At 61.6% G+C, this 17,458-nt stretch carries 16 protein-coding genes and 1 pseudogene; 11 read left to right on the plus strand and 6 right to left on the minus strand.

Translation table 11 applies throughout. The annotated features are described in order from the left end of the window. Positions 1-12: 12 nt before the first annotated feature. Both L6D63_RS23550 and L6D63_RS23555 read right to left on the minus strand, forming a co-directional pair. The gene (locus L6D63_RS23550; protein WP_007964219.1) at positions 13-417 is read right to left on the minus strand and encodes a DUF4398 domain-containing protein; all 405 of its coding nucleotides are present in this window, start codon (positions 415-417) and stop codon (positions 13-15) included. A 366-nt stretch (positions 418-783) separates the two neighbouring features. Continuing rightward, the gene (locus L6D63_RS23555) at positions 784-1,128 is read right to left on the minus strand and encodes a hypothetical protein (protein WP_003222064.1); all 345 of its coding nucleotides are present in this window, start codon (positions 1,126-1,128) and stop codon (positions 784-786) included. Positions 1,129-1,338: 210 nt separating this feature from the next. Here L6D63_RS23555 and ppc point away from each other — a divergent pair, with 210 nt between their 5' ends. From ppc to L6D63_RS23590, 7 genes are all read left to right on the plus strand, one after another. Beyond that, entirely contained in the window at positions 1,339-3,969 is a 2,631-nt protein-coding gene (gene ppc, locus L6D63_RS23560) for a phosphoenolpyruvate carboxylase (RefSeq protein ID WP_131671900.1), read from the plus strand. A 290-nt stretch (positions 3,970-4,259) separates the two neighbouring features. Beyond that, positions 4,260-4,907: an adenylate kinase gene (adk, locus tag L6D63_RS23565; protein WP_025112233.1), complete on the plus strand. Its 648-nt coding sequence runs from the start codon at positions 4,260-4,262 to the stop codon at positions 4,905-4,907. 93 nt (positions 4,908-5,000) lie between these two features. Further along, positions 5,001-5,675, plus strand: coding sequence for a tRNA (adenosine(37)-N6)-threonylcarbamoyltransferase complex dimerization subunit type 1 TsaB (tsaB, locus tag L6D63_RS23570; protein WP_095667405.1), 675 nt, complete (start codon positions 5,001-5,003; stop codon positions 5,673-5,675). 284 nt (positions 5,676-5,959) lie between these two features. Then, positions 5,960-6,268, plus strand: coding sequence for a hypothetical protein (locus L6D63_RS23575; protein ID WP_003222071.1), 309 nt, complete (start codon positions 5,960-5,962; stop codon positions 6,266-6,268). Continuing rightward, a complete protein-coding gene (locus tag L6D63_RS23580) occupies positions 6,268-7,128 on the plus strand; it encodes a DUF72 domain-containing protein (protein ID WP_047292812.1) in 861 nt (286 codons plus the stop codon). Before L6D63_RS23575 ends, L6D63_RS23580 begins: the two co-directional genes overlap by 1 nt. Positions 7,129-7,161: 33 nt before the next feature. Then, positions 7,162-7,998, plus strand: a complete 837-nt coding sequence (locus L6D63_RS23585; RefSeq protein ID WP_095667404.1) for an isocitrate lyase/PEP mutase family protein — start codon at positions 7,162-7,164, stop codon at positions 7,996-7,998. Positions 7,999-8,000: 2 nt separating this feature from the next. After that, positions 8,001-8,693, plus strand: a complete 693-nt coding sequence (locus L6D63_RS23590) for an extensin-like domain-containing protein (RefSeq protein ID WP_047292817.1) — start codon at positions 8,001-8,003, stop codon at positions 8,691-8,693. A 4-nt stretch (positions 8,694-8,697) separates the two neighbouring features. On the opposite strand, the gene L6D63_RS23595 is transcribed toward L6D63_RS23590, so the two are convergent. Then, the gene (locus L6D63_RS23595) at positions 8,698-9,318 is read right to left on the minus strand and encodes a hypothetical protein (RefSeq protein ID WP_047293047.1); all 621 of its coding nucleotides are present in this window, start codon (positions 9,316-9,318) and stop codon (positions 8,698-8,700) included. A 93-nt stretch (positions 9,319-9,411) separates the two neighbouring features. Here L6D63_RS23595 and L6D63_RS23600 point away from each other — a divergent pair, with 93 nt between their 5' ends. After that, positions 9,412-10,194, plus strand: a complete 783-nt coding sequence (locus tag L6D63_RS23600; protein WP_121183892.1) for a class I SAM-dependent methyltransferase — start codon at positions 9,412-9,414, stop codon at positions 10,192-10,194. Between the two features lie 130 nt (positions 10,195-10,324). Here the strand turns inward: L6D63_RS23600 and L6D63_RS23605 are convergent, their stop codons facing one another. Then, on the minus strand, positions 10,325-10,960 hold the full coding sequence (locus L6D63_RS23605) for a TetR/AcrR family transcriptional regulator (RefSeq protein WP_131671901.1): 636 nt from the start codon (positions 10,958-10,960) through the stop codon (positions 10,325-10,327). A 94-nt stretch (positions 10,961-11,054) separates the two neighbouring features. Between L6D63_RS23605 and L6D63_RS23610 the strand changes: the two genes are divergently transcribed. From L6D63_RS23610 to L6D63_RS23620, 3 genes and pseudogenes are all read left to right on the plus strand, one after another. Further along, entirely contained in the window at positions 11,055-12,155 is a 1,101-nt protein-coding gene (locus tag L6D63_RS23610; protein WP_131671902.1) for an efflux RND transporter periplasmic adaptor subunit, read from the plus strand. Between the two features lie 6 nt (positions 12,156-12,161). Further along, positions 12,162-15,230 carry an efflux RND transporter permease subunit gene (locus tag L6D63_RS23615; RefSeq protein ID WP_131671903.1) on the plus strand — a complete coding sequence of 1,023 codons (3,069 nt, stop codon included), beginning with the start codon at positions 12,162-12,164 and terminating at the stop codon, positions 15,228-15,230. A gap of 871 nt (positions 15,231-16,101) precedes the next feature. Continuing rightward, positions 16,102-16,272, plus strand: a pseudogene (locus L6D63_RS23620) (DUF6124 family protein); the annotation flags it as partial. 63 nt (positions 16,273-16,335) lie between these two features. On the opposite strand, the gene L6D63_RS23625 reads toward L6D63_RS23620, so the two are convergent. Both L6D63_RS23625 and L6D63_RS23630 read right to left on the minus strand, forming a co-directional pair. Next, positions 16,336-17,025: a DUF4197 domain-containing protein gene (locus tag L6D63_RS23625; protein ID WP_047291840.1), complete on the minus strand. Its 690-nt coding sequence runs from the start codon at positions 17,023-17,025 to the stop codon at positions 16,336-16,338. Between the two features lie 21 nt (positions 17,026-17,046). Then, positions 17,047-17,445 (minus strand): YbaY family lipoprotein, encoded by a 399-nt coding sequence (locus tag L6D63_RS23630; RefSeq protein ID WP_131671904.1) that lies wholly within the window; start codon positions 17,443-17,445, stop codon positions 17,047-17,049. Between the last annotated feature and the right edge of the window lie 13 nt (positions 17,446-17,458).

Here is a 17,458-nt window from a genome sequence, read left to right on the forward strand (position 1 = left end):
CGGGATGCGCGCTTACTGCACGGTGCGCTGACTTTCCTGACGCAGTTCCTGAACACCTTTCTGGGAATCCTTCACAGCCTGTTCGGCCTTGGCAGCCTGAGCCTTGCGTTCTGCTACGCGAGCGTCCCATTCGGCTTGCTCGGCGAGGGTGCGAGCCTGTTCATACTTCTTGTCGTGCATGGCGATTTCGGCTTGCTTGAGCTTGTCCTGCGCCTGCTTCATTTCCACAGCAGCGAACTCGGTACCACCGGCGCTGACCGCACTGTTGACCGCCGATTGGGTCACGGCGTACTGCTCGGTTGGCGGGTTACCGGCGCAACCGGCCAGTACGAAGCTGGTACCGATGGCCAGAGCAGCCAGTTTCAGACCGCGCAGGTGGGAGAACGAGGTTTGGGTCTTCATGGTCTTCAACTCCATTGTTTAACTCCTGATAAAACCGAAAATCCATCCTGGTCGAGGAGCCGCAAGCGTCGTGTAAAAGCGCGTTTTTGAAACGCTCGTTCCAGGCGTGGTTACAGCTTCCGACCGAAGGCGTTTTTCAAAAGTTCAGAAAAGATGGCCTATCGCCAAAAGTTTTTTTGACCAAGTCGACAAGGCTCTAAACCGGGAACTTTGGAGGCGTGGAGAGGTACGCGCGGGGTAAAAAGCGTGCAGAAGCGGAGAAGGATACGATCCCTGTGGGAGCTGGCTTGCCAGCGATGAGGCCATCAAATTCAACACTGATGTGACTGAACTGACGCCATCGCGGGCAAGCCCGCTCCCACAGGTTTTTGTGTTGTCTGATCAGTGTTTTTGCTTGCCGGCAGCGGCGGACAAATCCTGCAAATGCCGGCGTGAAAGCGCCAGAAACCGTGGCGTCGGCCCGACGTCCTCATACAGCGGATCACCTTCTTCATCCGTCGCCACCACCGTCGAACCTTTCACATACGGCAGGCTCGCCTCGAACTCTTCGAGCGCGGCGCCGATCAGTTCGCCGAGCAGTTCTTCCGGATGACGTTTGGGGTACATCTCGGCAATCGCCGCCAGTCGCGCAGCGGCCTCGACGTCCAGATGAATCGTGTAGCCAGTGTCGGTCAGGCGACCCTTGGCGTTTTCTTCCCAATGCTGGGCGAGTTCACGGATTTTCATGATGACCTCATGTCGTACCTGCTCATGGCAGGATCGGGTGACTGTCCGGCGCGGCCGGCAAGCCGTTGTGCGGCTTACTGTTGAGACTAGCTTCAAGCCGCAAGGTTTAAAGTCCCTTCGTCGTCTGCTTGTAAGAAGCGCCGTAGAGCGGCACTCTCTGGGCAAAGCATTCGTTTCTGCGCCGTCCCGATTACCGCTGGAGAACTGCTGATGACCGATATTGATGCACGCTTGCGCGAGGACGTTCACCTGTTGGGTGAACTGTTGGGCAATACCATCCGCGACCAGTACGGCGAGGAATTTCTCGACAAGATCGAGCAGATCCGCAAGGGCGCCAAGGCCGACCGCCGTGGCTCGATGGACGCCGAACTCAGCGCCAGCCTCAATCAGTTGAGCGAAGACGAACTGCTGCCGGTGGCGCGGGCGTTCAACCAGTTTCTCAACCTGGCGAACATCGCCGAGCAGTATCAATTGATTCATCGCCGCGAAGAGTCGCAGCCCGCGCCGTTCGAATCCCGCGTACTGCCGGAACTGCTCGCCCGCCTGCGCAACGAAGGCCACAGCGCCGAATCCCTGGCCCGGCAACTGGCGCGCCTGGAAATCGAACTGGTGCTGACTGCGCACCCGACCGAAGTGGCGCGGCGCACGCTGATCCAGAAGTACGACGCGATCGCCGCGCAATTGGCGGCACAGGATCATCGCGACCTGACCAGCGCTGAACGCGAACAGATTCACAACACCCTCCAACGGCTGATTGCCGAAGCCTGGCACACCGAGGAAATCCGCCGTACCCGGCCGACCCCGGTCGATGAAGCCAAGTGGGGTTTTGCGGTCATCGAACACTCGCTGTGGCAGGCGATCCCCAACCACATGCGCAAGGCCGACAAGGCGCTCTATGAAGCGACGGGCCTGCACTTGCCATTGGAAGCGGCGCCGATCCGCTTTGCCTCGTGGATGGGCGGCGACCGTGACGGCAACCCGAATGTCACGGCAGCGGTGACCCGCGAAGTGCTGTTGCTGGCGCGCTGGATGGCGGCCGACCTGTACCTGCGTGACGTCGATCACCTCGCCGCCGAGCTGTCGATGCAGCAGGCCAGTGATGCGCTCAAGGCCAAGGCCGGTGACAGTGCCGAACCTTACCGGGCGGTGCTCAAGCAATTGCGCGAACGCCTGCGTGCCACGCGCAATTGGGCGCATGCCTCGCTCAGCGCCAGTACACCGGCGCCGGCCGACGTGTTGCACAACAACCGCGATCTGCTCGATCCGCTGGAACTGTGTTTCAACTCCCTGCACGAATGCGGCATGGGCGTGATTGCCGACGGGCCGTTGCTCGATTGCCTGCGCCGGGCGGTGACCTTCGGCCTGTTTCTGGTGCGCCTCGATGTACGTCAGGATTCGACGCGGCACAGTTCGGCAATGACCGAAATCACCGATTACCTGGGCCTCGGTCGCTACGAAGACTGGGACGAAGAACAGCGCATCAGCTTCCTTACCCGCGAATTGAGCAATCGCCGGCCACTGCTGCCGGCGCATTTCAAACCGTCCGCCGACACGGCGGAAGTGCTCGCCACTTGCAAGGAAATCGCCGCCGCACCGGCCGCGTCCTTGGGTTCCTACGTGATCTCGATGGCGGGCGCCGCCTCCGACGTGCTGGCGGTGCAACTGCTGCTCAAAGAGTCCGGCGTGTTGCGGCCGATGCGCGTGGTGCCGCTGTTCGAAACCCTCGCCGACCTCGACAACGCCGGGCCGGTGATGGAGCGTCTGTTGCTGCTGCCGGGCTACCGCGCAAGGCTGCAAGGCCCGCAGGAAGTGATGATCGGCTACTCCGACTCAGCCAAGGACGCCGGCACCACCGCTGCGGCCTGGGCGCAATACCGCGCGCAGGAGCGGCTGGTGGAGATCTGCCGCGAGCAGCAAGTCGAACTGCTGTTGTTCCACGGTCGCGGTGGCACCGTGGGCCGCGGCGGCGGACCGGCGCACGCGGCGATTTTGTCGCAGCCGCCGGGGTCGGTGGCGGGGCGCTTCCGCACCACCGAGCAGGGCGAAATGATTCGATTCAAATTCGGCCTGCCGGACATCGCCGAGCAGAACCTCAATCTGTATCTGGCCGCGGTGCTCGAAGCGACGCTGTTGCCACCACCGCCGCCGACGCCCGAATGGCGGCACCTGATGGATGAACTGGCCGCCGACGGCGTCGCCGCGTACCGCGCCGTGGTGCGGGAGAATCCGCAGTTCGTCGAGTATTTCCGCCAGTCGACACCGGAGCAGGAGCTGGGACGCTTGCCCCTCGGCAGCCGTCCGGCCAAGCGCCGTGCGGGTGGGATCGAGAGCCTGCGGGCGATTCCGTGGATCTTCGGCTGGACCCAGACTCGTCTGATGCTGCCGGCCTGGCTCGGCTGGGAAACTGCATTGAGCAAGGCGCTGGAGCGCGGCGAGGGCGAACTGCTCGGGCAGATGCGTGAACAGTGGCCGTTCTTCCGCACCCGTATCGACATGCTGGAAATGGTCCTGGCCAAGGCCGACGCCGACATCGCGCTGTCGTACGACCAGCGTCTGGTCGAGCCGGACTTGCTGCCGTTGGGCGCACAGTTACGCGACCTATTGTCGCAGGCGTGCACGGTGGTGCTCGGCCTGACCGGTCAGTCGCAACTGCTGGCACATAGCCCAGACACCTTGGAATTCATCCGTTTGCGCAACACTTACCTCGACCCGCTTCATCTATTGCAGGCCGAGCTGCTGGCCCGTTCGCGGCAGCAAAATGTCGAGCAGGGCAGCCCGGTGGAGCAGGCGCTGCTGGTGTCTGTGGCGGGGATTGCCGCCGGATTGCGCAATACCGGCTAAGGTTTTTGCGGTGCTATCAGGCACCCGGTGCACAGGCCGGGTGCCGCTTTGTACACAGGCAGAAAGTGCGGGCAGGCGACAGTTAATGATGGGGTTGCGACTTGGGTTACCGCGTCGCAAGGTCGCGGCGGGCGCCGGTTTCTCCGACTTTTGGCGTCTTGTGTGGGCGCAGCCTGCTGTGTATCTTGATCAGCCTTTGGCCGTTTGTGCGGCCACGACCCGTTTTTTTGAGATTGGCCCAAAGAGGCGAATCCCGTTGTTTTCTATATAAAAAATTGAGGAGCACATCGATGCGCGTCATTCTGCTGGGAGCTCCCGGGGCCGGTAAAGGTACTCAGGCTAAGTTCATCACCGAGAAATTCGGCATTCCGCAAATCTCCACCGGCGACATGCTGCGTGCTGCGGTCAAGGCCGGCACTCCGCTGGGCGTTCAAGCCAAGAGCATCATGGATGCCGGCGGCCTGGTGTCGGATGACCTGATCATCGCGCTGGTGCAGGATCGCATCGCTCAACCCGACTGCGTCAATGGCTTCCTGTTCGACGGCTTCCCGCGCACCATTCCGCAAGCCGAAGCCCTGGTGACTGCCGGTGTCGAACTGGACGCCGTGGTTGAAATCGCTGTTGAAGACGAAGAAATCGTTCAGCGTATCGCCGGTCGTCGCGTTCACGAGGCCAGCGGCCGCGTTTACCACATCGTCTACAACCCGCCGAAAGTGGCTGGCAAAGACGACGTTACCGGCGACGATCTGGTGCAGCGCAAGGACGACACCGAAGAAACCGTGCGTCATCGCCTGTCGGTCTACCATTCGCAGACCAAGCCGCTGGTGGATTTCTACCAGAAGCTCTCCGCTGCCAACGGCAAGCCGAAGTACAGCCACATCCCGGGCGTTGGCTCGGTTGAAGCGATCACCGCCAAGGTGCTCGAAGCGCTGAGCTGAAAAAGCCGATCCGCTGCATCATCCACGGCCCGCTTGCGGGCCGTAGTTGTTTATACTGACGCCCTTTTTCTCCCACCTGTTTTGGAAACATCGATGAGCACCTTGCTGGCCCTGGACACCGCGACCGAAGCTTGCTCCGTTGCCTTGCTGCATGACGGCAAGGTCACGAGCCATTACGAGGTGATCCCGCGTCTGCACGCGCAGAAGCTGCTGCCGATGATCCAGCAACTGCTGGCCGACGCCGGCACCACGTTGCAAGCGGTGGACGCCATTGCCTTCGGTCGTGGGCCGGGGGCGTTTACCGGTGTGCGGATCGCCATTGGTGTGGTGCAAGGTCTGGCCTTTGCACTGGATCGCCCGGTGCTGCCGGTGTCGAACCTGGCGGTGCTGGCACAGCGCGCGTATCGCGAACACGGTGTGAGCCAGGTCGCGGCGGCCATCGATGCGCGGATGGATGAAGTGTATTGGGGCTGCTACCGCGAGACCGCCGGTGAGATGCGTCTGGTGGGTGTCGAAGCGGTGCTGCCACCGGAAGCCGCGGCGCTGCCGGCCGATGCCAGCGGCGAGTGGTTTGGTGCGGGCACCGGTTGGGGCTATGGCGAGCGGATCGCGGTCAGCCTGAGCGGCTCGAATGCCGGCATGCTGCCTCACGCCGAAGACCTGCTGACCCTGGCGCGGTTTGCCTGGGAACGCGGTGAGTCGATTCCTGCCGACGAGGCGCAACCGGTTTACCTGCGCGATAAAGTCGCTACTCCAAAGGCTCGCTGAGTCCTGACTTCTAGCGGGGTAGCTTCTGTGGTGAGGGGATTTATCCCCGATCGGCTGCGAAGCAGTCGCCGATTTTGGCGCCGCTTCGCGACCCATCGGGGATGAATCCCTCACCACATAAGGCTCTCCACAATCCCACTGCTTATTCCAAATTCTGCCAATCGTCAGTTTCCAACCCCGCGCTTTAAACCTTTTACGCTTTATGTGTTCTAGTTATCACTCGGCGGTTTGCTAAGTCGGTCAAGTGCCGCTAAATTGCCATCATCGATACCGAGCATGAAATTATGCGTATAGACGGCCTTTCCTCTCAGTCCTACCCCATCAAGCGCAAGCCTCGCAAAGGCAATGTGGCGCTGGATGAGTCCGTCGACGATATCGATGGCGAGCTGGAATTCCCGACTGAAGAGCAACTGGCCGCCCGCGCTGCCAAAGCCTCCGCACAACGTCTGGCCAATCTGCCTGCCCGTCAGCAAGACATGATTTATCACCGCGCCATGAGCAAAAGCGTAGCGATGGCCCTGGCCAGCTACCTGAGCACCGCCGGTTTTGTCGATTGGGATGCGGATGTGCTGGGCCTCGACCTGTACATCTGATGGATCTGCCTTACTACCTCGGTTGTCCGTCCTGGAGCGAAAACGCCTGGCGCGAGTATCTGTACCCCGAAGACGCCAAGACTTCCGACTTCCTCAGTCTCTATGCTCAAGTGTTCAATGCCGTCGAAGGCAACACGACCTTCTACGCCAGCCCGTCGCCGGCCACCGTGCAGCGTTGGGCCGAGACCATGCCCGAACACTTTCGCTTCACCGCCAAGTTTCCCGGCGACATCAGCCACAGCGGTGACCTGCGTGATCAGCTGACCGCCGCCGAAACCTTCGTGAATCTTCTCAGCCCGCTCGGCGAACGGGTTTCGCCGCTGTGGCTGCAACTGTCGAAAAGCTTCACCCCGCATCGATTGCCCGAGCTGACGGCGTTCATCGACGCGCTGGACCGGCCACTGGCAGTGGAAGTCCGTCACGAACAGTTTTTCGCCAAGGGCGAGAGCGAGCGCCTGCTCAATCGTCTGCTGCTTGAGCGTGGCGTGGAGCGGATCTGCCTCGATCCGCGGGCGCTGTTCAGTTGCCTGTCGACCGAGTCTTCGGTGATCCACGCGCAATCGAAAAAGCCTCGGGTGCCGACCCGTCCGGCGGCGTTTACCCAATCTCCGCAGGTACGTTTCATTGGCCATCCGGAGCTGGAAGCCAACGATCCGTTTCTCGTGCCGTGGGTGGCGAAAATCGCCGAGTGGATTGAAGAGGGCCGCACGCCGTACATCTTCCTGCACACTGCCGACAACGTGATGGCGGCGAAGCTGGCGCAACGTTTTCACGCACAATTGATGCAACGTTTGCCTGGCCTGCCGTCCCTGCCTGAGCTATACAGAGAACCCGCCGCCGAGCAACTCGGCTTGCTCTGAAGGCGGATTTTCCCCCTGCCCAGGAGCCTGCCGATGAACGCCCACGCCCTTCAAGAACAAGCCCGCAAAGCCCAGGCCTTCAAGGCCCTGCATGAAGGTGCGGGGATTTTCGTCATCCCCAACCCGTGGGATGCCGGCTCGGCGAAAATGCTCGCCAGTCTGGGCTATAAGGCGTTGGCGACCACCAGTGCCGGTTATGCGTTTTCCCAAGGCAAGGCCGATGGCGCCCTGAGTCTCGATGAGACCTTGGCCAATGTCCGGGCCATTGTCGCGGCCACCGATCTGCCGGTGGCGGTGGACCTGGAAAACGGTTTCGCCGATGACCCGGCCGAGTGTGCGAAAAGCTTGCTGCGTGCCGCCGAGGCGGGCGCGGTGGGCGGTTCGATCGAGGACGCCACGGGCCGTGCCGACGCGCCGATCTACTGCTTCGAACACGCTGTGGCGCGCATCGAAGCCGCCGTCGCCGCAGTGCGCACGCTGCCATTTCCCTTCACCCTGACCGCCCGTGCGGAAAACTACTTGCACGGCAATCCCGATCTCGACGATACCATCCGCCGCCTGCAGGCCTTTGCCGCAGCGGGCGCCGACGTGCTGTACGCGCCGGGTTTGCGCAGCGCCGAAGAAGTGCTGGCGGTGGTGCGCGCGGTGGCACCAAAACCGGTCAACGTGCTGATGTCCGGCGGTTTGAAACTGACCGTGCAGGCGCTGGAAGAAATGGGTGTGCGCAGGATCAGCACCGGTTCGGCGCTGGCTTTGGCAGCGTTCGGCGAGTTTTACCGCGCGGCTGAAGAGATCCAGCAGCACGGCACCTTCGGCTTCACTGCGCAATCGATGCCGTACGCTCAGGCCAATCAGTTCTTCAAAGGCTGAGCATGGGCCGCTGGATCGCGCTGTCGGTACTGTTGATGATTGCTGGCGCCGTGGTCAGCGTCTGGCGCGGCTGGGTCGACGTGCCGGCCGAGTGGAACCCGTGGGCGCCGCTGGACGTGAAGGCCGCGCCGAACTGGCTGACCGGTTTCAAGCTGATGCGCCTGCGTGGCAATCCCGAGTTATGCGCACAAGTGCTCAGCAACTCGGGTCTGCGCATCACAGCGCAAGCCGACAGCCCCGACGCCAAGTGCCCGCTGATCGGCGCCGTGCGCGTGCAGAGCGGCGAGGTGGCGCTGAGCAGCAGCTTCCTCGCCAGTTGTCCATTGGCGGTGGCTTACGCGATGTTTGAACGACATACCCTGCAACCTGCCGCGCAAGCGCTTTACGGCCAGTCTGTGGCGCGTATCGATCACCTCGGCAGCTTTGCCTGCCGCAATGTCTACAACCGCGAGAGCGGGGCGCTCAGTCGCCACGCCAGTGCCGATGCGCTGGACATCAGCGGTTTTCGGCTGGCGGATGGGCGCAGCGTCAGTGTGCTCAAAGACTGGCCGAAGCAAAATCAGGACGCGCAATTTCTGCGCCAGGTGCGCGATGGTGCCTGCGAGGCGTTCAGTGTGGTGTTGAGTCCGGATTACAACGCCGCCCATCGCAATCACTTTCATGTCGATGTCGGGCGCTGGAGCGTTTGTCGCTGAGGGATCAGGCGGCGAGGCGCAGGTTCTGCAGGACAATCGGGCGCGCCCAGCCGTTATCGAAGTCGAGCGCTTTCTGCTGCTCGACGATTTCTTCCGGCGGGAACGGCGGATAAGGTTTTTGCAGCAGGTCGAGATCGAACTCGGCAATCGGCAGGTACAGTGGCTTCTTCTGCGGCGCCGGACCCGGCTCTGGCACCGGCTGACCGTTGTTGATCACGATCGGGCGAACCCAGCTGCTGTCGAAGTCTTGCTGCTCCTGCTGAGCCTTGAGTTCTTCTGGCGGGAACGGTGGGAACGGCTTGTCCAGCAGATCGGTTTCGAACTCGGCGATCGGCAGGAACAGCGGCTCCGGCGGACGCACTTCGGTCTCGACCACATCGCACTGACGCTGCTCGACGATGTGCGCGTGCAGCTCGCTGCCCAGGGTCGGTTCTTCCGGGCTGTTCAGGTCAACCGGCGGGAATGTGCCGCAGGCTGGCACCACATCACTCGTCTGTTCGGCCAGGGCCTGGGCAAAGAAATCCTGCCACAGGTGACTGACGCCGCCCAATGCTTGAGTGTTATGACGGCTGAAGTCGCCCTTGGGCGAAATGTAGCCAATCGATGTGGGAAGAATGCCTGACATTTTTTTCGGTTGACGCTCAGCTCTGGCAAAATGCGCGTTGATTGGTTTATCGGCCACTTTTGGCCGATCCTTAACTTTTTTGAGCGTGTTTTCATGATTGAGCAACCCGCGGCCTGCCGCATCCATGTCCAGGCCCTCGGCCCGACGTTTGAAGCGCAAGCCGAGCAATGGGCGGAGCGCCTGGGCCTGCCGCTGCAGGTGGACGACGGCGAGTTCGCCTTGCAGGTCGGCGAGCAGGGTTTGCAGCTGCAGCAGCTCGGCCCGGATGCGCCGGGACCGGTGCGGGTGGACTTTGTCGAGGGGGGCGCGGCGCACCGGCGTCTGTACGGCGGCGGCAGCGGACAGATGATCGCCAAGGCGGTTGGCATTGCCCAAGGCGTGCGCCCTCGGGTGCTGGACGCCACGGCGGGGCTGGGCAAGGACGCGTTCGTGCTGGCCAGTCTGGGCTGCGAGATGAGCCTGATCGAGCGCCAGCCGCTGATCGCGGCGTTGCTGGAGGATGGTCTGGCGCGGGCGGCGGAAGATTTCGACGTGGCGCCGATTGTCGCGCGGATGAAGCTGCTCAAGGGCAACTCCATCGAGGTGATGCGCAATTGGCAAGGCGAGCCACCGCAGGTGATCTACCTCGACCCGATGTTCCCGCACCGCGAGAAGACGGCGCTGGTGAAGAAAGAGATGCGCCTGTTCCGGCCGCTGGTCGGGGATGATCCGGATGCGCCGGCGTTGCTCGAAGCGGCGCTGGCCCTGGCGACACACCGGGTGGTGGTCAAGCGCCCGCGCAAGGCGCCGTGCATCGAGGGGCCGAAGCCGAGCCATGCGCTGGATGGCAAATCCAGTCGGTATGACATCTACCCGAAGAAAGCACTCAAGGCCTGAGACCTATTCGCCCCAATCGCTGGCAAGCCAGCTCCCACAAGTTTTTGTGTCGTTCGCACAATTTGTGTTCAGCACGATCAATGTGGGAGCTGGCTTGCCAGCGATGACGTCAGATCAGGCGCTAAAAAAATCAGGGCCGATACGCCCGCATGAACAACCCCACCACTTCCTGCACATGACTCTCTGCCGCTTCTTCGCTCAGCGGCTCACCGCAGCAATACAGCAAACGAAAATTCCCCGCACCCTTGAGCAGGCAGAAGAAATGCTCGGCGGCATTGCGCGGCAGGTCGATGCTCAGCACGCCGGTCTCGTCGATGCGTTTGAGCAGCCGCTCCATGCCTTGCACCATGCGTTCGGGGCCAGCGTCGAAGAAGATCTGCGACAGCTTCGGATCCTGGGTGCCCAGCGCCATAATCAAGCGATGCAAATTCACCGACTCGTCGCTGTTGATCAGCTGATGAAAGCCCCGGGCAATGTTCAGCAACACATTTTCCACGGGGATGCCGGCGGGCAATTCGAAGAACAGCGGCGGTAACTGCTCCTCGCATTTGGCCATTACCGCGGAGGAGAACAGCGTCTCCTTGTCGTTGAAGTGGCTGTAAACCGTCAGTTTCGACACGCCCGCCTCGGCGGCGACCGCGTCCATGCTGGTGTTGGCGTAGCCGTGACTCAGAAACAGGGTTTTCGCCGCATCGAGGATTGCCCGGCGCTTGGCCGGATCCTTCGGACGGCCCGGGCCGTTTGGAGCTGAAAGATTGTTCGACATTCTTCGCTTTTAATACTGGACTGGTGAGTTTGCTATTAATACCATACCGGCCAGTATAAATATTCCAAGCACCATAAGCGAAAGGTCCGTCACCATGTTCCGCTATGCGTTGTCCTTTGCCGTGCCAGTCAGTCTGGCTGTTTTATTGTCCGCATGCGGTCAGGAAGAGGCGACGTCAGTCAGCGTTCGACCGGCCATGGTGGTGCAGCCAGAGCCTTCGGCGCAGGCGATGGAAAGTTATCCGGGTGAGGTTCGCGCCCGCTACGAACCCGATCTGGCGTTCCGCATTGGCGGCAAAGTCAGCCGACGACTGGTCGAGGAAGGCCAGCGCGTGAAGGCTGATCAACCATTGGCCGAGCTCGATCCGCAGGACGTACGCCTGCAACTGGAAGCCACTCGCGCCCAGGTCGCCGCCGCTGAAGCCAATCTGAACCTGGTGCGCGCTGAGCGTGACCGCTACAAAACCTTGATGGAACGGCAGATGGTCAGCCGTTCTGCCTACGACAACGCGGAAAACCTCTACCGCTCCGGCGAAGCCCGCCTCAAGCAAATCAAAGCCGAATTCAACGTCTCGACCAACCAGGCCAGTTACGCCGTGCTGCGCGCGCCGCAGGACGGCGTGGTGGCCAAGCGTTCGGTGGAAGTCGGGCAGGTGGTCGCCGCCGGACAAACCGTGTTTACCCTCGCCACCGACGGCGAGCGGGAAGTGTCGATCAGCCTCCCGGAGCAGAGCTTCGGGCGGTTCAAGGTCGGCCAGCCAGTGACCGTTGAACTGTGGACCCAGCAGAACCAGCGCTTCTCCGGGCAGATTCGTGAGCTGTCGCCGGCGGCCGATCCGAAATCCCGTACCTTCGCCGCGCGCATCTCGTTCACCAGCGGCAAAGTCCCGGCTGAACTCGGGCAGAGCGCTCGGGTGTTCGTGCAATCGGCAGACAGTGTGCCGCTGTCAGTACCGCTTTCGGCCCTGACTGCCGAGAACGGTGCGACCTATGTCTGGGTCGTCAGCGCCAACAACACCCTGAAGAAGACGCCAGTGCGCATCGGCCCGTTCGGCGAGAAAAGTGTGCCGGTGCTCGAAGGCTTGAATGCCAGCGACTGGGTAGTCGCCGCCGGGGTTCACGTATTGCTCGACGGTCAGCAGGTGCGGCCTGTGGATCGCTCCAACCGTGTGGTCAATCTGGCGGACAAGGAGTAAGTTCCGATGCGCTTCAACCTTTCCGAATGGGCGTTGCGTAATCGCCAGATCGTCCTGTTCCTGATGCTTTTGCTGGCCATCGTCGGGGCCTTGTCCTACACCAAACTCGGCCAGAGCGAAGACCCGCCGTTCACCTTCAAGGCCATGGTCATCCAGACCCGCTGGCCGGGGGCGACCGCACAGGAAGTCTCGCGGCAGGTCACCGAACGCATCGAAAAGAAACTGATGGAAACCGGCGAGTACGAGCGCATCGTGTCGTTCTCTCGCCCCGGCGAGTCGCAGGTCACCTTCATTGCCCGCGACTCGATGCACTCCAAGGAAATTCCGGACCTCTGGTATCAGGTGCGCAAGAAGGTCAGCGACATTCGCCAGACCTTGCCGCCGGGGATTCAGGGACCGTTTTTCAACGATGAATTCGGCACCACGTTCGGCAATATTTACGCGCTGACCGGCGACGGTTTCGATTACGCAGTGCTCAAGGATTACGCCGACCGCATCCAGATCCAGCTGCAGCGGGTCAAGGATGTCGGCAAGGTCGACCTGCTCGGTTTGCAGGACGAGAAAATCTGGGTCGAGCTGTCCAACGTCAAACTCGCCACCCTCGGTTTGCCACTGGCGGCGGTGCAGCAAGCGCTGGAAGAGCAGAACGCGGTGTCCACTGCGGGGTTCTTTGAAACCGGCAGCGAACGTGTGCAACTGCGGGTCTCGGGGAATTTTCAAACGGTCGAGGAGATTAAGAACTTCCCGATCCGCGTCGGTGACCGGACGTTCCGTATCTCCGATGTCGCCGATGTGCATCGCGGTTTCAACGACCCTCCGGCGCCACGCATGCGCTTCATGGGCGAAGACGCCATTGGCCTCGCTGTCGCGATGAAGGACGGTGGCGACATTCTGGTGCTGGGCAAAGCGCTGGAAGGCGAGTTCTCGCGCCTGCAGAAAAACCTCCCGGCCGGCATGCAACTGCGCAAAGTCTCCGACCAACCGGCGGCGGTAAAGACCGGGGTCGGCGAGTTCGTCCAGGTGCTGGTCGAGGCGCTGGCGATTGTGTTGCTGGTGAGCTTCTTCTCCCTCGGCGTGCGCACCGGCATGGTGGTCGCGTTGACCATTCCGCTGGTGCTGGCGATGACCTTCGCCTGCATGTATTACCTCGGCATCGGTCTGCACAAAATCTCGCTCGGCGCGCTGGTGCTGGCGCTGGGCTTGCTGGTGGACGACGCGATCATCGCCGTGGAAATGATGGCGATCAAAATGGAGCAGGGCTTCGACCGGATCAAGGCCGCGAGCTATGCCTGGACCAGCACCGCGTTCCCGATGCTCACCGGTACGCTGATCACCGCCGCCGGGTTTCTGCCGATTGCCACCGCGCAGTCCGGCACCGGTGAATACACCCGTTCGATCTTCCAGGTGGTGACCATCGCCTTGCTCGCGTCATGGGTCGCGGCGGTGATGTTCGTGCCGTATCTGGGGGAAAAACTCCTGCCAGATCTGGCGAAAATTCATGCGGCCAAACACGGCACAGCTGACGGGCAAGCCGACCCGTATGGCACGCCGTTCTATCAACGGGTGCGGCGTCTGGTGGAGTGGTGCGTGGCGCATCGCAAAACCGTGATCGTGCTGACGGTGGGGCTGTTCATCGCGTCGGTGATGCTGTTCCGTTTCGTCCCGCAGCAGTTCTTCCCGGCCTCCAATCGACTGGAGTTGATGGTCGATCTGAAGTTGGCCGAAGGGGCGTCGCTGGCCAACACCACGGCCGAGGTCAAACGCCTGGAAGCGATGCTCAAAGATCACGCCGGCATCGATAACTATGTGGTGTATGTCGGCACCGGTTCGCCGCGTTTCTACCTGCCGCTGGATCAGCAACTGCCGGCGGCGAGCTTCGCCCAGTTTGTGGTATTGGCGAAAAACATCGAGGAGCGCGAGACCCTGCGCACCTGGTTGATCGAAACCCTCAACGAGCAATTCCCGGCCCTGCGCTCACGGGTCACGCGTCTGGAAAACGGTCCGCCGGTGGGCTACCCGGTGCAGTTCCGCGTCACCGGTGAGCACATCGAGGAAGTCCGTGCGCTGGCGCGTAAAGTGGCGGCCAAGGTTCGCGAGAACCCGCACGTGGTCAACGTGCACCTGGACTGGGAAGAACCGAGCAAAGTGGTGTACCTGAACATCGATCAGGACCGCGCCCGGGCGCTCGGTGTGAGCACGGCCAATCTGGCGAAATTCCTCCAGAGCTCGCTGACTGGTTCGAGTGTCAGTCAGTACCGCGAGGACAACGAGCTGATCGAGATCCTGTTGCGCGGCACGGTGCATGAGCGCACCGAGTTGTCGTTGCTGCCGAGTCTGGCGGTACCGACCGATAACGGTCGCAGTGTGGCGTTGTCGCAGATTGCCACGTTGGAGTACGGGTTTGAGGAAGGGATTATCTGGCACCGTAATCGTCTGCCAACCGTGACGGTGCGGGCGGACATTTACGGTAAGGAGCAGCCGGCGACGCTGGTGAAGCAGATCGCTCCGACGCTGGATCCGATCCGTGCCGAATTGCCTGACGGGTATCTGTTGGATGTCGGCGGCACGGTGGAGGATTCGGAGCGTGGGCAGAAGTCGGTGAATGCCGGGGTGCCGATGTTTATCGTGGTGGTGTTGACGTTGCTGATGGTGCAATTGCGTAGCTTCTCGCGCACGGCGATGGTGTTTCTGACGGCGCCGTTGGGGTTGATCGGGGTGGTGTTGTTTCTGATGGTGTTCCGTCAGCCGTTCGGGTTTGTGGCGATGCTGGGGACGATCGCGCTGTCGGGGATGATCATGCGCAACTCGGTGATTCTGGTTGATCAGATCGAGCAGGATATTGCTTCGGGGCTGACGCCTTGGGAGGCGATTATCGAGGCGACGGTGCGGCGGTTTCGGCCGATCGTGTTGACGGCTTTGGCGGCGGTGCTGGCGATGATTCCTTTGTCGCGCAGTGTGTTTTTTGGGCCGATGGCGGTGGCGATTATGGGGGGGTTGATTGTGGCTACGGCTTTGACGCTTTTGTTTTTGCCTGCTTTGTATGCGGCCTGGTTCCGAGTGCGCCGGGAGGGGTGAGGCTTTTGGACTTGGCGGCCTTTGGGCCGACCATGCTCCTGGGGTTTTGGGTGTTTATCCGTTGCTTCGGGTGTTGCGGCTGGCGGTTTCGCCCTTACGGCGAGTCACTTTTGCAGACGCCCAAAAGTAACCAAAACGCTGGGCCCCGGCGTACGGCCCTCGCTCAGGCTCGGGTTCCTTCGTTGCGGGGTTTATCCGGGGGCATCGCCTCCGGTTTGCTTCGCTGCACCTCCTCTCGATGTGTTCGACTGCGTCGAACGGTCGCTGCGCTCCCACCCCCGGATAAACCCCTCCACTCAGCCTGCCGATGGGGCCGGCACGGCAAGATCAAGAGCTGCAGCCGAGCTAACGCTCATCCTGTTGAGTGGTGAGAAGCGGATGCGGTCTGCTGTTGATTTTTGTGGGAGCTGACTTGCCAGCGAAGGCGGCCTGACAGCCGACCAATCTTCAACAGACCACACCCAATCTCCTGCAGGAGCTGCCGGAGGCTGCGATCTTTTGATCTTGTGGGAGCTGGCTTGCCAGCGAAGGCGGCCTGACAGCCGACCAATCTCCAACTGCCCGCACCCAATCTCCTGTAGGAGCTGCCGAAGGCTGCGATCTTTTGATCTTGATCTTGTGGAAGCTGGCCTGCCAGCGATGGCGGCCTACGGGCCGACCGGTTTCCAACTGACCACCTCCAACCCCACTGTGGGAGCTGGCTTGCCAGCGAAGGCGGCCTGACAGCCGACCAATCTCCAACTGCCCGCACCCAATCTCCTGTAGGAGCTGCCGAAGGCTGCGATCTTTTGATCCTGGCTTTTCAAAATCAAAAGCAAGATCAAAAAATCGCAGCCTTCGGCAGCTCCTACATTGAGTCAGGTTGTATTTAATGCTGGCCCATGCCTGTGAAACGCTGGCCTCGGCCAATGTCATGGCCAGTGAGTTGGCGTTTACCCTGAGCGGCTCGACGTGCAGTCAGCTTCTGGGCATTCAGCAGATGATTTCGCTCGTTGAGCTGTCGGTAAACCGCGTCCTTGATCAAGTCGATCCGCAAGGCTAACCCACAATAAAAAGCCCGCCGACCTTCACAGGTTCAGCGGGCTTTTGCGTGCAGCGGCAAAAATTACAATGTGCCGAACACTTTCTTGGCAAGGCCAGTCGCCGCAGCCGCCGGGTTCTTGCGGATGGTTTCTTCCTGTTTGCCGATCATTTCGAACAGGCCGTTCAGTGCCTGCTCGGTGACGTAGCTTTCGACGTTGGCGCTTTTCGCATCCACCACGCCCAAGGTCGCGGCCTGGCCGGCGAAGGCGTTGTACTTTTGCGCTACGCCGACTTTGTCGGTGGCTTGTTTGACGATCGGCAGGAACCTGGCGCGGATCTGTTCGCGGCTGGTTTTGTCCAGGTATTGGGTGGCCGAGTCGGTGCCGCCGCTGAGGATGCCCTTGGCGTCGGCCACGGTCATTTTCTTCACGGCGTCGACGAGGATCGGCTGGGCCTGGGTCACGGCGCTTTCGGCGGCCTTGTTCATGGCGGTTTCGAGTTCGTCGACCTGGGCGCCCATGCCGAAGGCTTTCATCTTGCCGGCGACTTTGCCGAGTTTGCCCGGCAGTTCGATTTTCACCTCCGGGTTGTTGCTGAAGCCGCCCGGGGTGCCGAGTTGTTTGACGGCGATTTGCGCGCCCTGGGTCAAGGCGTCCTTGAGGCCGCCGGTGGCGTCTTGTTGCGAGAGGTCGCTGAGCGACAGCGCCAGGGCGCTGGCAGAGATCATCAGGCCCGCGCACAGGCTGGCGAAGCGAAGGGTAGGGCGGAGCATGGCAGCTTCCTTGAAAGACAGTTAGCGAATGGCGTCGACGCGGATTTTCAGCGGCTGCGGATCATTACCGTCCAGTTGCACGGCGTGGTTCTCGGTGGTGATGAACATCAGCTCACCGTTGACCTCGATGCGCGCGCTGACCGAGTAGCGGTGACCGGCTTTGACCTGGGCCGGATCGTAACTCAAGTGGAACGGCAGCGGCACCTGGCCTTTGACCGGGCCTTTCTGCTCGTCGAGGACCACCGCCGGAGCGTCGGCCAGCGATACGTCCTGCAAGCTCACGCTCAGTGTCGCGCTCGGTGGCAGGGCGATGCGTTGCAGGTAGAACACTTCACCGTCGAGACCGACCTTGCCGGCGGGTGTGGTTGATTGGCAGGCGCTGAGAAGGGTGGCGGCGGCGAGGGTCAACAGTTTTTTCATGGGTAGAGCTCCT

It is taken from the genome of Pseudomonas parakoreensis, assembly GCF_021602155.1.
Lineage (GTDB): Bacteria > Pseudomonadota > Gammaproteobacteria > Pseudomonadales > Pseudomonadaceae > Aquipseudomonas > Aquipseudomonas parakoreensis.

What these genes read in the sequence shown, in the direction of transcription:
- L6D63_RS23550 (WP_007964219.1), bottom strand. Translation starts at nt 417, where the DNA reads ATGGAGTTGAAGACCATGAAGACCCAAACCTCGTTCTCCCACCTGCGC.
- L6D63_RS23555 (WP_003222064.1), bottom strand. Translation starts at nt 1,128, where the DNA reads ATGAAAATCCGTGAACTCGCCCAGCATTGGGAAGAAAACGCCAAGGGT.
- ppc (WP_131671900.1), top strand. Translation starts at nt 1,339, where the DNA reads ATGACCGATATTGATGCACGCTTGCGCGAGGACGTTCACCTGTTGGGT.
- adk (WP_025112233.1), top strand. Translation starts at nt 4,260, where the DNA reads ATGCGCGTCATTCTGCTGGGAGCTCCCGGGGCCGGTAAAGGTACTCAG.
- tsaB (WP_095667405.1), top strand. Translation starts at nt 5,001, where the DNA reads ATGAGCACCTTGCTGGCCCTGGACACCGCGACCGAAGCTTGCTCCGTT.
- L6D63_RS23575 (WP_003222071.1), top strand. Translation starts at nt 5,960, where the DNA reads ATGCGTATAGACGGCCTTTCCTCTCAGTCCTACCCCATCAAGCGCAAG.
- L6D63_RS23580 (WP_047292812.1), top strand. Translation starts at nt 6,268, where the DNA reads ATGGATCTGCCTTACTACCTCGGTTGTCCGTCCTGGAGCGAAAACGCC.
- L6D63_RS23585 (WP_095667404.1), top strand. Translation starts at nt 7,162, where the DNA reads ATGAACGCCCACGCCCTTCAAGAACAAGCCCGCAAAGCCCAGGCCTTC.
- L6D63_RS23590 (WP_047292817.1), top strand. Translation starts at nt 8,001, where the DNA reads ATGGGCCGCTGGATCGCGCTGTCGGTACTGTTGATGATTGCTGGCGCC.
- L6D63_RS23595 (WP_047293047.1), bottom strand. Translation starts at nt 9,318, where the DNA reads ATGTCAGGCATTCTTCCCACATCGATTGGCTACATTTCGCCCAAGGGC.
- L6D63_RS23600 (WP_121183892.1), top strand. Translation starts at nt 9,412, where the DNA reads ATGATTGAGCAACCCGCGGCCTGCCGCATCCATGTCCAGGCCCTCGGC.
- L6D63_RS23605 (WP_131671901.1), bottom strand. Translation starts at nt 10,960, where the DNA reads ATGTCGAACAATCTTTCAGCTCCAAACGGCCCGGGCCGTCCGAAGGAT.
- L6D63_RS23610 (WP_131671902.1), top strand. Translation starts at nt 11,055, where the DNA reads ATGTTCCGCTATGCGTTGTCCTTTGCCGTGCCAGTCAGTCTGGCTGTT.
- L6D63_RS23615 (WP_131671903.1), top strand. Translation starts at nt 12,162, where the DNA reads ATGCGCTTCAACCTTTCCGAATGGGCGTTGCGTAATCGCCAGATCGTC.
- L6D63_RS23625 (WP_047291840.1), bottom strand. Translation starts at nt 17,025, where the DNA reads ATGCTCCGCCCTACCCTTCGCTTCGCCAGCCTGTGCGCGGGCCTGATG.
- L6D63_RS23630 (WP_131671904.1), bottom strand. Translation starts at nt 17,445, where the DNA reads ATGAAAAAACTGTTGACCCTCGCCGCCGCCACCCTTCTCAGCGCCTGC.